Source organism: Arthrobacter sp. JDC6 (genome assembly GCF_056484025.1).
In genome coordinates, this window is record NZ_CM151278.1 from 3,114,055 (window position 1) to 3,127,784 (window position 13,730).

General features: G+C 66.9%; 12 protein-coding genes. 4 read left to right on the plus strand and 8 right to left on the minus strand.

The window, feature by feature from the left end; all coding sequences use genetic code 11:
• Nucleotides 1–29: 29 nt before the first annotated feature.
• Both ACV095_RS14405 and rsmI read right to left on the minus strand, forming a co-directional pair.
• Entirely contained in the window at nt 30–1,529 is a 1,500-nt protein-coding gene (locus tag ACV095_RS14405) for an NAD-dependent succinate-semialdehyde dehydrogenase (protein WP_478222128.1), read from the minus strand.
• A gap of 181 nt (nt 1,530–1,710) precedes the next feature.
• Nucleotides 1,711–2,586 carry a 16S rRNA (cytidine(1402)-2'-O)-methyltransferase gene (rsmI, locus tag ACV095_RS14410; RefSeq protein WP_478222129.1) on the minus strand — a complete coding sequence of 292 codons (876 nt, stop codon included), beginning with the start codon at nt 2,584–2,586 and terminating at the stop codon, nt 1,711–1,713.
• 46 nt (nt 2,587–2,632) lie between these two features.
• Between rsmI and ACV095_RS14415 the strand changes: the two genes are divergently transcribed.
• A complete protein-coding gene (locus ACV095_RS14415; RefSeq protein WP_478222130.1) occupies nt 2,633–4,360 on the plus strand; it encodes a dolichyl-phosphate-mannose--protein mannosyltransferase in 1,728 nt (575 codons plus the stop codon).
• Between the two features lie 67 nt (nt 4,361–4,427).
• Nucleotides 4,428–6,257: an AMP-dependent synthetase/ligase gene (locus ACV095_RS14420; RefSeq protein WP_478222131.1), complete on the plus strand. Its 1,830-nt coding sequence runs from the start codon at nt 4,428–4,430 to the stop codon at nt 6,255–6,257.
• On the opposite strand, the gene ACV095_RS14425 is transcribed toward ACV095_RS14420, so the two are convergent.
• Nucleotides 6,248–7,537, minus strand: a complete 1,290-nt coding sequence (locus tag ACV095_RS14425; protein ID WP_478222132.1) for a TIGR01906 family membrane protein — start codon at nt 7,535–7,537, stop codon at nt 6,248–6,250. The two genes, ACV095_RS14420 and ACV095_RS14425, sit on opposite strands and share 10 nt — an antisense overlap.
• Before the next feature lie 124 nt (nt 7,538–7,661).
• A complete protein-coding gene (locus ACV095_RS14430) occupies nt 7,662–8,654 on the minus strand; it encodes a stage II sporulation protein M (protein WP_478222133.1) in 993 nt (330 codons plus the stop codon).
• An 88-nt stretch (nt 8,655–8,742) separates the two neighbouring features.
• On the opposite strand from ACV095_RS14430, the gene ACV095_RS14435 reads away from it, so the two are divergent.
• Entirely contained in the window at nt 8,743–9,543 is an 801-nt protein-coding gene (locus ACV095_RS14435) for an RDD family protein (protein WP_478222134.1), read from the plus strand.
• A gap of 1 nt (nt 9,544) precedes the next feature.
• Here the strand turns inward: ACV095_RS14435 and ACV095_RS14440 are convergent, their stop codons facing one another.
• The 4 genes from ACV095_RS14440 to ACV095_RS14455 form a co-directional block, all read right to left on the minus strand.
• On the minus strand, nt 9,545–10,783 hold the full coding sequence (locus ACV095_RS14440) for a L,D-transpeptidase (protein ID WP_134164538.1): 1,239 nt from the start codon (nt 10,781–10,783) through the stop codon (nt 9,545–9,547).
• 63 nt (nt 10,784–10,846) lie between these two features.
• Nucleotides 10,847–12,313 carry an adenosylhomocysteinase gene (gene ahcY / locus ACV095_RS14445; RefSeq protein ID WP_056393496.1) on the minus strand — a complete coding sequence of 489 codons (1,467 nt, stop codon included), beginning with the start codon at nt 12,311–12,313 and terminating at the stop codon, nt 10,847–10,849.
• Nucleotides 12,314–12,388: 75 nt separating this feature from the next.
• Nucleotides 12,389–12,616 (minus strand): Trm112 family protein, encoded by a 228-nt coding sequence (locus tag ACV095_RS14450; protein ID WP_018770151.1) that lies wholly within the window; start codon nt 12,614–12,616, stop codon nt 12,389–12,391.
• A 78-nt stretch (nt 12,617–12,694) separates the two neighbouring features.
• Nucleotides 12,695–13,081, minus strand: a complete 387-nt coding sequence (locus tag ACV095_RS14455) for a DUF3499 domain-containing protein (protein WP_478222135.1) — start codon at nt 13,079–13,081, stop codon at nt 12,695–12,697.
• A 117-nt stretch (nt 13,082–13,198) separates the two neighbouring features.
• Between ACV095_RS14455 and ACV095_RS14460 the strand changes: the two genes are divergently transcribed.
• Nucleotides 13,199–13,711 (plus strand): metallopeptidase family protein, encoded by a 513-nt coding sequence (locus tag ACV095_RS14460; RefSeq protein WP_478222136.1) that lies wholly within the window; start codon nt 13,199–13,201, stop codon nt 13,709–13,711.
• Nucleotides 13,712–13,730 lie beyond the last annotated feature (19 nt).

A 13,730-nucleotide genomic window follows, 5' to 3' on the forward strand; every position in this document is an offset into this window, starting at 1 on the left:
GGCACTTGTACGCTGCGAAACTTCCGGAACTAGCCGGCGTAGGGGTCGGCGATGCCGATGTACTGGGTGTAAAGGTATTCCTCGATGCCTTCGAGGCCGCCTTCGCGTCCCAGGCCCGACTGCTTCACGCCGCCGAAGGGCGCCGCGGCGTTGGAGATGACGCCGGCGTTCAGGCCGAGCATGCCGGTTTCGAGTTTCTCGCCCATCCGGATGCCGCGGTTGAGGTCCTTGGTGAAGACGTAGGCCACCAGCCCATATTCGGTGTTGTTGGCCAGGCGGACGGCTTCGTCCTCGGTGGAGAAGGTGATGATCGGAGCGACGGGGCCAAAGATTTCCTCGGAGAGGATCCGGGTGCCTTCGGTGACGCCGGAGAGGATGGTGGGCTGGTAGAAGTAGCCCGGTCCCTCTACCGGTGCGCCGCCCAGGACGGCCTTCGCGCCGGAGGCGACGGCGTCGGAGACCAGTTCGTGGACTTTGTCCCGGCTCTTGGCGTCGATCAGCGGCCCCACCTTGGACTCGGGCTCGGTGCCGCGGGCGGTGGTCATGTCCTTCATCTTCGCGGCGAACTTCTCCGCGAACTCCCCGGCTACGGACTCGTGCACGATGAAGCGGTTGGCTGCGGTGCACGCCTCGCCCATGTTCCGCAGCTTGGCCAGCATGGCGCCGGTAACGGCCGCGTCCAGGTCAGCGTCCTCAAAGACCAGGAACGGGGCGTTGCCGCCCAGTTCCATGGAGGTCCGCAGCACGGTTTCGGACGCATCGGCCAGCAGCCGGCGTCCCACCTCGGTGGAACCGGTGAACGACAGCTTGCGCAGGCGCGAATCCTTGATCAGCGGCCCGGTGGTGGCACCGGCCGTTGAGGTGGGGATGACGTTCAGGACACCGGCAGGCAGCCCGGCCTCCTGCATCACGGCAGCGAACAGCTGGGAGGTCAGGGGCGTCAGGTTGGCCGACTTCAATACCATGGTGCAGCCGGCGGCGACGGCCGGGGCGATCTTGCGGGTGGCCATGGCCAGCGGGAAGTTCCACGGGGTGATCAGCAGGCAGGGGCCCACCGGCTTCTTGGTGACCAGGAGCCGGGACTTGCCGTCCGGCGAGACCGAGTACCGGCCGAAGGCCCGGACTGCTTCCTCGGAAAACCAGCGCAGGAACTCGGCGCCATAGGTTACTTCGCCGCGGGCCTCGGCCAGCGGCTTGCCCATTTCCAGGGTCATCAGGAGGGCGAAGTCTTCTGCACGTTCGGTGACCAGGTCGAAGGCCCGGCGCAGGATCTCCCCGCGTTCGCGCGGCGGCACCTTTGCCCAGGATTCCTGGGCAGCCGCGGCAGCATCGAGGGCTGCCGCACCATCCTCGGGGCCGGCGTCGGCAATGCTCAGCAGCACCTTCCCGGTGGCGGGATCCTCGACGTCGAACGTCTTGCCTGAGGCGGCGTCGCGCCACTCACCATTGATGAGCAGCCCGGTGGGAACGGAGGCCAAAAGCCGGGTTTCGCGCTCGGCGGAAACGGCCGGCTGTGCAGTGACAGTCACGATGACTCCCTCGTCAGTAGGGTTGTGGCAGCCCATCGCCGCGGCCGGAGTGACCGGGATCATGGGGCTGATTAACAGCCAGACTACTGCGGGGCATGGCTATGGTCTACGCCGATGCGCACTGCGGAATCGCGGCTTCGCTGTGCACCTGCACAGGCGCCGAAAGCGGACCGTGGCCCGGCTAGCGGGCCGCCAGGACGGCCGAGTAGAGCTCCCTCTTGCTGACCCGGGCGTCTTCGGCGACGGCGGCGACGGCCTCCTTGAGCCGGATGCCCTGGGACACCAGCTCATTGACGGCAGCCACATGGTCCTCCGGGGTGCCGGCCGCCTGCTCAGGAGCCCCGCCGAGCACCACGGCGATCTCGCCGCGGACCTCCGTGTCCTCGGCCCACTGGAGCAGTTCGCCAACAGTGCCGCGGATGACTTCCTCGTACGTTTTCGTCAGTTCCCTGCAGACTGCGATGGGCCGGTCCGGCCCGAACCTCTCGCGCAGCGCACGCAGCATGGCTTCGAGCCGGTGCGGCGCCTCGAAGAACACCATGGTGCGCCGCTCCCCGGCAAGGTCCGCCAGGCGGGAGGCCCGTTCGCCGGCCTTGCGGGGAAGGAATCCCTCAAAACAGAACCGGTCCGTGGGCAGGCCCGACAACGCAAGGGCCGTGAGGACCGCGGACGGTCCGGGAACCGCGGTGACGGGAAGTCCCGCCGCAATGGCGCCTTCCACCAGCCGGAAGCCGGGGTCGGATACCGACGGCATCCCGGCGTCAGTGACCATCAGGAGCGTGCTGCCGGAGCGCACGTGGTCAAGGAGCTCAGCGGTCCTGGTGGCCTCATTGTGCTCGTGGTAGCTGATGACGCGGCCCGCCACGTCAATGCCCAGGCTTTGGACCAGACGGTGGAGGCGCCGCGTGTCCTCAGCGGCCACAATGTCTGCAGTGCCCAGCAGTTCCACGAGGCGGGCCGAGGCGTCTCCGGTGTTCCCGATGGGAGTGGCGGCAAGGACGATTCGTCCCGCGGTCGCAGGGCCGGGTTCGGAAAGGGGGCTGGGGTTCGGGTCCACCCACCAAGCCTACTGCCGCCGGGTCTCCGCAGCCGCAAAAGGTAGCATGGGGCTCGTGACGCAGACCTCGACGCGGCCCACGGGGCCCGGGAAACCCAACGCCGCGGGATCCCCGGCCGAAGCCGGGGCAACCGGGACGGCACCCGGCGGCAAGGCCGCCCGCCCCTGGATCAGCCGGCCTGATGAGGCGTTCACGGTGGAGGCACTGCGGGCAAGGCTCATTGGTACCGGCATGTCCTGGCGGGATTATCCGCCGTCGCTCCGGCTGTGGTTCGTCCTGGTCCCGGTCCTGACGGCGGTGGCCGGCGGCCTCCTCCGGTTCATCCGCCTGGAAGTGCCGCACAAGCTGGTGTTCGACGAGACGTACTACGTCAAGGACGCCTACTCCTACCTCATGAGCGGCTATGAGCGCAGTTGGCCGGACAAGGCAAATGATTCCTTTAATGCCGGCAATCCGGACGTCCTGCTGAACACTCCCGAATACGTCGTCCATCCACCGGTGGGCAAGTGGATGATCGCGGCCGGGATGTGGCTGTTCGGGCCGGAGAATCCCTTTGGCTGGCGCTTCACCGCAGCCCTCACCGGCACCCTCACGGTGCTGCTGGTGTCCTTGATCGCCCTGAAACTGTTCCACTCGCTTCCGCTCGCGGGTGCCGCGGGGCTGCTCCTCGCCGTCGACGGCCACCACCTGGTGATGTCCAGGACGTCCTTGCTGGACATTTTCCTCACGTTCTGGATCCTTGCCGCGTTCGGCGCCCTGCTGATGGACCGCGACGACGGGCGCCGTCGCCTGGCGGCCCGGCTTGCCCATGCCGCCGCCACGAACGGCGGACAGCCCCCGGCCCGGGCGCTGCTGGCCGGACCGTGGCTGGGCGTGCGCTGGTGGCGGGTGGCCGCGGGGGTCTGCCTGGGCCTGGCCGTGGGCACCAAGTGGTCCGGCCTGTTCTTCCTGGCGGGCTTTGGCCTCCTGACCGTGCTGTGGGACCTCAACGCCCGGCGGGTGGCGGGCATCCGCGGCTGGATCAGCGGCGGCGTGATCCGGGACGGAATTCCCGCCTTCGCGGCCACCGTGCCCGTCGCAGCCATTGTCTACTCGGCCACCTGGACCGGCTGGTTCCTTTCGGCCAATGCCTACTACCGTCACTGGGCGGAGAGCAACCCGTCAGCGGAATGGGGCTGGCTGCCCGACTCCGTCCGGTCCCTTGTCCACTACCACCTGGAAGCGTACAAGTTCCACCAGGGCCTGAGCTCCGAGCACCCCTACCAGGCCAGCGCCTGGAGCTGGCTGGTGATGGGACGGCCGACGTCGTTCTTCTATGAATCCCCGCCCCAGGGCACCCCGGGCTGTGACGTGGAAAAGTGCACCTCCGCCATCCTGTCCGTCGGTAACCCGCTGATCTGGTGGGCAGCAGCCATCTCGCTGGTGGTCCTGCTGTTCTGGTGGGTGGGACGCCGGGACTGGCGCGCCGGGGCAGTGCTGGCCGGGGTGGGCGCGGGCTACCTGCCATGGTTCATGTATCCGGAGCGGACCATGTTCTACTTCTACGCGGTGTCCTTTGAGCCGTTCCTGGTCCTGGCCCTGGTGTACTGCCTGGGGCTGGTCCTGGGCCGGGCCACGGATCCGCCGTGGCGCCGTCGCTCCGGCATGTATCTGGTGGTCCTGTTCCTGGCGGCGGCGCTCCTGCTGTCGGCGTTTTTCTACCCGATCTGGACCGGCGAGGTCATCCCGTACGTCGACTGGAAGGTCCGGATGTGGATGCCATCCTGGATCTAGGGCAGGATGGCAACAGAGACCTGAAGGAGCCGCTGCCGCGGCATGGCAGCGGAAACGGAGACCTGCTGTGAGAGAAGCGAGCACGGAACTGCTGGTTGAGCTTGAGGCCAACAGCAACGTGACTGACCTGCTGCTGGAGCAGCACGCCGCCAACCCGGCCCACGCCCTGTACCGGCGGAAGGGCCCCAACGGCTGGGTGGATATCCCCGCGCAAAAATTCCTCCAGGACGTCAGCGCCCTGGCCAAGGGGCTCATCGCCGGGGGCCTGGAGCCCGGCGACACGGTGGCCGTGATGTCGCCCACCTCGTACGAATGGACCCTGGTGGACTTCGCCATCTGGTTCGCCGGCGGTGTGACGGTGCCCATCTACGAAACGTCCTCGGCCAGCCAGGTGGAGTGGATCATCCAGGACGCAGGGGTCCGCCGCGTCTTCGCCGGTGACCGGGCCACGGTGCAGCTGGTCAGCGGAGTGGTGGCCGGTTGCGCCGAGCTCAGCGACCGCCTGGTCAACGTGGTGCGGATGGATTACGACGGCGAGGCCCCGGACCTTGCCAGCCTCGCCGCTGCGGGCACCGGAGTCAGTGATGCTGAACTGGAGCGGCACCGCAGCCGCGCGGGGTTGGCCGACCTCGCCTCCCTGGTGTACACATCGGGCACCACGGGCAAGCCCAAAGGGTGCGAGATCACGCACGGGAATTTTGCCCTGGTGGCCAAGAACATCGTTGCGTTCCTGCCCGAGATCCTGCAGGAGGACCAGGCCCGCACCCTGATGTTCCTGCCGCTGGCCCACGTGCTGGCCCGCGCCGTCCAGGTGGTGTGCCTTGCCGCAGGGGCAACGCTGGGGCATACCCCCGGGGCCGCCCAGCTCCTCGAAGACCTCGGCACGTTCCGCCCCACCTTCCTGCTGGTGGTGCCGCGCATCTTCGAAAAGGTCAGGGCCACGGCCGCCCACAAGGCCGCTGTGGCAGGCAAGGGCAGGCTCTTCGACGCCGCAGCGGCTGCCGCCATCGAGTACTCACGCGAACAGGACCGGCACAGCCGCGGCGAGGGGCCTGGCCCGGGCCTGTTGAGCCGGATCAGGCACGGGATCTATGACCGGCTGTTCTACCCGCGGCTGCGCCAGGCGATGGGTGGCGAGGTGGGATACACCGTGTCCGGGGCCAGTCCCCTGGCTTCCGAGGACGCCCATTTCTTCCGTGGCGTAGGCATTCCCGTCCTGGAGGGGTATGGGCTGACCGAGACCACGGCGCCATGCACCGCGAATACGCCTTCCCGCACCAAAGTGGGAACGGTGGGCATTCCCATCCCGGGCACCACCATCCGGGTGGCCGAAGACGGCGAAATCCTGGTCAAGGGAATCGGTGTTTTCCGGGGCTACCATTCCAATCCGGAGGCTAACGCCGAGGCGTTCGTGGACGGATTCTTCCGTACCGGAGACCTCGGTGAACTCGACAAGGACGGTTTCCTTACCGTCACGGGACGCAAAAAGGACCTCCTGGTCACGGCCGGCGGCAAGAACGTGGCGCCCGGGCCGCTGGAGGAGAAGATCCGCAGCCACCAACTGGTGGCCCACGCCGTGGTGGTGGGCGACGGCAAACCGTTCGTGTCAGCCCTGCTGACCCTGGACCCGGAGGGCGTTGCCAACTGGCGGTCCGAACGGGGCCTTCCTCCCCTCCCCCTCAGCGAAGCCGCGAACGATCCGGCCGTCCTGGCTGCGGTGCAGGAGGCAGTGGACCTGGCCAACCGGATGGTGTCCAAAGCCGAATCGGTGCGCACGTTCAGGCTTCTGGACGCCGAGTTCAGCGTCGAGTCCGGGCACCTCACGCCGTCCCTGAAGCTGAAGCGTTCCGCAGTGGTCCAGGAGTTTCAGGCGGAGATTGCCGGAATCTACGGCTGATCCGCCGTGGCCGGCCCCGCCTTGTCCCGGTCCGCCTCGTCCTGATCCGCCCTGGCCGGCTTTGCCTGCTGCGCAATACCGCGGCGGCGTCGCGTGGGCCAGGTGAGGACCATCGTCACAATGGATGCCAGGAGCACCAGGCCCGCGATGGCGATGCCGGCGTCGATCCAGAACTGGCTGGGGAACAGCCGGATCAGGGTGTCATCCAGGCTGAAGGTCCAGGATCCGGCGGCGAAGAAGACCCGGTGGAATTCGGTGAAGAACTGCTGCCAGCCCAGGGCCGCCAGCGTGCCGAGGCCCAGGATCAGTGCCAGCGTGATGATGGAACCGGCGAAGAGGCCGCGCCGGGTCCCGCCGGTGCTGCGTTTGCGCAGGTACAGGATGGCGGTCAGCGCCAGGAGGAGCAGCAGTGCACCGGCACCAAAGGTGGACAGGATGACAACCTTGACGTCGGCCATGTGGCTGACTTCGCCGTCCTTGAAGAGCTTTTCGCCGCCGCGGTGCACCAGATCGCCCAGGTACCTGGGGCCCGCCCAGTTGCTCAGGTAGTCCACCGCATAGGAGCCGTACGTCATTCTGTCGTCGGTGTTGAAGCCGTATCCGTCACCGGGGAACCCGGGACGGTTGTACTCCACCCAGAGAAAAAGCGGGCTGGTCACGGCCCGGACGGCCAGGATCAGCAGGATTACCGGGTAGATGATGGCCAGCAAAACCTGCATGACACGCGGTGCCACGGGTTTGGCGTTCGCGGCGCTTTCGCGCTGGGCGTTGCGGCGCTCCACTTCCTCCTCGGGGGGACGGACGTGCAGTGCTGACGTGGGAAGGGGTTCCTTGAAGACCGGCGAACCGGTGCCGGGCCCGGCCGCGGCGGAGCCCGCAGTGGAAGTGTGCTCCGCGGGCATGCGGGAGGCGGCAGCTGGGGCTCCGGCGGTGGAGGAGCCGTTGGCGGAGGATCCGACGGCGGCTTCCGCGGCCTTGCGGTCGGCCCGGCTTCCTGGCTGGGCGGCCTTGCTTCCTGCCGCTGCCTGGTTCCGGCCGGCGTGAACGCCGGGCTCGTCGGGGCCGGCCCTATTGATGCCGGGCTTGTCGCCGGCAGGCTTTTCTCCGCCTGGCTTGCCAGCGGCAGGTTTGTCCCCGGCCGGTTCGTTCCCGGCCGGTTTGTCCCCGGCAGCGGGCGTCAGCCAGGAAAATGCGGGCTCGTCGGAGTCCCCGGACGTGTCCAGGAACGGCTCCGGCTGCGGCGTGGCGCTTTTGGCGCGGGCCGGTGTCTCGTCATTCACAGCAGCGTCACTTCCGTTGGGTTCCGCACCGGTCCCAGTCAGCCGGTGCGATTCATTCTGCAGTCGAGCCTACCGTCCGGAAGTTCCGCCGGGCGAGGAACCACCCCGGCAGGATTACAACGATTCAGGCAGCGATTTCCGTGTAGCCGGCATCCTCGCGGCGGAGGTCGCCGCGCTCCCCTGCAAGGCAGGCGCGCCTGCCCCACACCAGGACGTAGACCCAATACGCGCTGAGAACCGCCACCCCGATTCCGATCCTGGCCCAGGCCGGCAGCGGACTGGGGGTGACGAACCCTTCCACCAGGCCTGAGACGAACAGCACCACCACGAGCCCCAGGGCCACCGTAATCAGTGACCTGCCCTCTTCCGCGACGGCGCGGCCCCTGGTCCGTGGTCCGGGTGCGACCATTGCCCAGAAGACCCGAAGGCCCGCTGCGGAGGCAACGAAGACGGCGGTGAGCTCCATGAGCCCGTGCGGCAGGATGTAGCTGAAGAAGACGTCGGACTTGCCGGCAGACGCGAAGATGCCCGCTGCAATGCCCACTCCCTGGGCATTGCTGAACAGGATCATTGGCACCCACACACCGGTGATCCCCAGGGCCACGGCCTGTGCGCTGATCCAGGCATTGTTGGTCCAGACGGCACCGGCAAAGGACGCTGCCGGGTTCTCCGAGTAGTACTTGACGAAGTCCTCGTTCACGTACTGGGCGGCAGCGGCTTCCGAGGCCACGGCCCGGAGGGCTTCGGGGGACGTCCCGATCCAGATGGCGTACGCGGCAGCGATGAGCACGAAAGCGGTGCCGCAGGCCAGGGTCAGCCAGGTCAGCCGGTACAGGGCCGCCGGCAGGGCCACGACGAAGAACCGTGCAAGGTCAGCCAAGGCATTCGAGCGGGCGCCGGTGAAGCGGGTCCGTGCCTGGGCCAGCGTGGCCGAGAGGGACGCGGAGAGTCCGCTTTCCGGCGCCATGGAACGGACCAGCGACAGGTGGCCGGACGTGGACTGGTACAGCGCCAGCAATTCGTCGGCTTCGGCTCCGGTGAGCCTGCCCTTGCCGGCAAGCTTACGCAGGCGCGCCCACTTGTCCGCATTGACGGCGGCGAAGGCATCCATGTCCACGGCTACAGCCTAGCGCCCGGCATTAGAATTTGACCGTCTGCACCATGTGATCGTTCGAACCACCAGATGCGAAGGGCGGGGATGCAGTGTGAGCCCGATAATCACCGGCGAGGCAGTGATGCTGGAGCTCCGGCCGGCGAGCTTCGCCGCCCGGGCCCTGGGCCTGTTTATCGACGCAATCGTCCACGTAGTCCTGCTGGTGCTGGTCATGATTGGCCTGTCGGCCGCAGGCGCGGACCTCGACGGGGCAGCCGCGCGGGCCCTGGGCCTGGCCGCCGTCGTGTTCTGCCTGGTGGTGGTGCCCGTGGCCGTCGAGACCCTGAGCCGGGGCCGGTCGCTGGGGAAGCTGGCCACGGGCCTGCGGGTGGTCCGTGAGGACGGCGGCGCCATCCGGTTCCGGCATGCGGTGATCCGCGGCCTGACCGGGTTCCTTGAGATCTATCTGACGTTCGGCGGCCTTGCCCTCGCCGTGGCGCTCTTCAACGACAAGTCCAGGCGGCTCGGCGACCTGCTCGCAGGCACCTATGCTGTCCGCAGCCGGGTACCTGCGGACCAGGCCCTCCGGGTCTTTGTTCCACCCCATCTGCAGTCGTGGGCTGCAGCGGCGGATATTGGCCGTATTCCGGATGCCACAGCCCGCAGGGCCGCCCAGTTCATCCGCCAGGCAGGCCGGATGGCACCGCTGTCCCGGGCGGGCATGGCGCAGGCCATCGCCGCTGAACTGTCCGCACACGTCGCTCCGCCCCCGCCTCCGGGCACGGGCGCCGATGACTATCTGGCCGCCGTCGTGGCTGAACGGCGGCAGAGGGAGTTCACCAGGCTGTCGCTGTCACACCGGCGGAACACGGAGATCGGGGAACGGCTGCAGCGTCTGCCGTTCTCCACCTGACCTAGTTGTCGTATTCGCTCCACGGGATATTCCAGTCGCCGAACCCGTCGGTATTCGCCGCGTAGTCACCCTCGGTGTTGATGATCTGGACCACGTCGCCGGTTCCCATGTTGTCGAACACCCACGCCGCTCCGTCGGGCAGGAAGCCGATGCACCCGTGGGACACGTTGGCGTTCCCGATGTATGGAAAGGCCGATTCAAGGGCCTGGTGGATGTAGGCGCCGCTCAGGGTGAGGCGGATGGTGTATTCGACGTCGGCCTCACCGTAGTAGGCAGGATCGTCGGGCTTCAGCCCGATGCTTGCCGCCCTGAAGTGGTCAAAGCGGTTCTTCTCCATGAGCACTGCATATCCCTTTGCCGAGGGGAAGCGCTTATCCCCCATGCTGACGGGCAGGGTCTTGACGGGCTGGTCGTTGACGCTGAGCGTGAAGGTATGCGCGGTGGCATCGGCGACGGCCACCTTCTTGTCTCCGATCGAGACATTCACCTTTTTGTTGAAGTTCGCGATTTGGCCGTTGCCCAGGTCAACCCCGAAGAGCTGCATGTCCATGGTGACGGTGGAGTTCGCTGCCCAGAAGTTCTCCGGGCGGTACCGGACCATGGTGTCGCTGTACCAATGGAATGCTCCGGCCTGTCCCGCCGTCGTGGTGATCTTGATGGCCTTTTCCACGGCGGCGCGGTTGGTCACGGGTTCGCTGAAGATGATCTGCAGGGGCTGCCCCACGCCCACCTTCATGCCGTTCAGCGGGTAGACGGCGGCGTCGGCCTCGTGGGAGCTTGTCACCGTGTTGAAGGACTGCGTGGTGCTGGTCTCGCGTCCGGCGGCGTCCTTGACCACGTAGGTGTAGCTGTACTCGGTGTTGAATTCCAGGGGCCCGGTGGCGGACCACGCCGTCCCACTGGCATCGATGCTGCCATCAATGGTCTTCCCCGCCGTACTGGCGAGCGTGACGCGCTGGATGGTCCCGTTGCCCACTTTCAGGGACACCGGGGCCGCAGGGTTCACCTGCTTTGCACCGTTGGCCGGCGCCGCGTCGAAAGTCACGGGCGGAACAACGGGGGAAGCGATGCCCGGCGATGTCCGCAGTGCGGAGCCTGCTTCGGATTCAAGCGGGCCGCCGGCAAGGCCCGGGGCGACGGCGGCGAAAACCCCGCCCAGGGCAGCCAGGACACACACGGCTGCCACGGCAAGGATTTTCTTGGCAGTCCCCCGCCGGCGGGGCTTTACATCAGGCTCCATGTTTCGATCCTAGGTGCAGAAAATAACGGCCCGGGCGCTCGATGGCGCCCGGGCCCTTACGTCTCAGTAACGATAGTGCTCGGGCTTGTACGGACCGGCGACGTCGATGTCCAGGTATTCCGCCTGGTCCTTGGTCAGTTCCGTAAGTTCAACGCCCAGGGCGTCCAGGTGCAGCCGGGCCACCTTTTCGTCCAGGACCTTGGGCAGCACGTAGACCTTGTTCTCATACTCGTGCTGGTCCCGCTTGGTCCACAGCTCGATCTGCGCAATGGTTTGGTTTGCGAACGAGTTGCTCATCACGAAAGACGGATGGCCGGTTGCGTTGCCAAGGTTGAGCAGGCGGCCCTCGGACAGGACGATAATGGAGCGCTCCGCCGCCGTGCCTTCCTCAAAGACCCATTCGTGGACCTGGGGCTTGATTTCGACCTTTTTGACGCCGGGGATGCGGGCCAGACCGGCGATGTCGATTTCGTTGTCGAAGTGGCCGATGTTGCCCACAATGGCCTTGTTCTTCATGCCGGTCATGTGCTCGGCCATGATGACATCTTTGTTGCCCGTGGTGGTAATGAAGATGTCGCCCTGGGCCAGGACGGATTCCAGCTTGGCCACCTGGTAGCCGTCCATGGCCGCCTGCAGCGCGCAGATGGGGTCGATCTCGGTGACAATGACGCGTGAACCCTGGCCGCGCAGCGCCTCGGCCGCGCCCTTGCCCACGTCGCCGTAACCGCAGACGACAGCGACCTTTCCGCCCATGAGCACATCCGTGGCCCGGTTGATGCCGTCGGGCAGCGAGTGGCGGATGCCGTACTTGTTGTCGAACTTGCTCTTGGTGACGGAGTCGTTGACGTTGATGGCCGGGAAGAGCAGCTTGCCCTGGTCAGCCAGTTGGTAGAGGCGGTGGACACCGGTAGTGGTCTCCTCGCTGACGCCCCTGATCGTGGCTGCCGTTCGGGTCCACTTCTGCGGGTCCGCGGCAAGCGAGCGGCGCAGCACGTCCAGGAAGATGCCGTATTCCTCGGAATCCTCGGCATCGGCGGACGGCACGTTGCCGATGGCCTCGAACTCGACACCCTTGTGGACCAGCATGGTGGCGTCGCCGCCGTCGTCCAGGATCATGTTCGGACCCAGCTCGGGGTTGGAGTCGGCGCCGGGCCAGGTGAGGATCTGCTCGGCGGTCCACCAGTATTCCTCAAGGGTCTCGCCCTTCCAGGCGAACACGGGTACTCCCTTGGGGTCCTCAACGGTACCCTTGCCCACCACCACGGCCGCGGCGGCCTCGTCCTGGGTGGAGAAGATGTTGCAGGAGGCCCAGCGGACCTCGGCGCCCAGCGCGGTAAGGGTCTCGATCAGCACCGCGGTCTGCACCGTCATGTGCAGGGAACCGGCGATCCGGGCACCCTTGAGCGGCTGGGTGGGGCCGAACTCCTCGCGGAGGGACATCAGGCCGGGCATTTCGTGCTCCGCCAGGCGGATCTGGTGGCGGCCGGCTTCCGCCAGGGAGATGTCGGCAACTTTGTAGTCAAAAGTCATGGGTGGTCCTTTGCTTGGTCCGGGTCCTGGTCCAGTCCCCGTTCTGCTGTTTCTGTGCGGGCGGATACAGGTGAACTAGAGCCCTGCCGCGGCGTGATCGTGCTGGTCCGAACCTGCCGATGCTGCTGCAGCCAGCAGTTCCGGAGGCAACAGCAGCGGGATCCCGTCTTCGATGGCGTACCGGTTCCTGATCCCCGTATCCCCGGCGGCAGTGGCCACCAGTTCTTCGCCCTCCTGGACCAGCGGCGAGCCGGTCACGGGGCAACGCAGGACGGACAACAGCTCGGGACTGATCTTAGGCATTTGTTCATGCTCCCTGGCGGGCGCGCTCGCGCCGGTAGCGGAAAGATGTGCAGCTTCCAGCGTACCGCCAGATGGAGGTCAGGAAGGTTCCCGGAGGACGCGCAGGTGCCCCCGGCGTACCCCTTCGGCGCCCGCAGGAGCTTCAAGGGCGGAATGGTGGCCGCGCTGGGCGCTTGGCTGGGGTTCCGGGGGGAGGGCAGCGGCGTCCCGTACGGCGTTGGCGAGCGCCAAAAGGTCATCCGGCCCTGGCTGCTGGGGGGTCGACGGCATGGCCAGGCGCAGCACTTCCCAGCCGCGGGGAACGGTCAACGAGTCAGCGTGTTGCTCGCAGAGGTCGTAGCAGTGCGGCTCCGCATACGTGGCCAGCGGACCCAGGACTGCGGTGGAGTCTGCATACACGTACGTCAGGGTGGCTACCGCCGACTGGCGGCAGGCTGACCTTGAACACTGACGGATAGCTCCCACGACATCACAGACTACCCCTTGGCTGCGCAAAAACCGCGCATTGGCGCACGGGCCGACGCGTCTCCGCAACCACAGGGATGTATCGCGTAAATCCTCCCCCGGGTTTAGAGTCGATGTATGCAGTCATCGAACCATGAATCAGGCTTTTCGGTCCGGTTGGCTGACCCGGATGCCAGCACGGCAACGGGCGTGGAGACTGCCGGCAGGAGCTTCATCAGGCGGCGCCGGAACCGCCACGGGCGTGGCCTTCGCGGTGAGGTGATGCTGCCCACGCACCCCGGATACCGGACGCGTGCCGACCGCTTTGACGACATGGTGCTGGATTCAGCCCAGCGGCTGCACGATATTTGGGGCAAAACACTGGACGGCGTGCGCTTTGGTGTGGACGAGATCCCGCCGGACCTTGAGCAGCTGGCCGCCCATGCCGCCACGCCGCCGATGGGTTCCTACACACCCGCTTCCGGTGATGACGGGCCCATGATTACGGTGTACCGGCGGGTTGTGGAGCAGGCCTGCTCCAGCGTGGAAGAGCTCCAGGACCTGGTCCACGATGTGGTGGTGGAACACACGGCCGAGATGCTCGGCGTGGCTCCGGAGACCTTGGATCCCGTGTACCGCCGCCGCTATTGATAACGGCAGCCGGGAACCT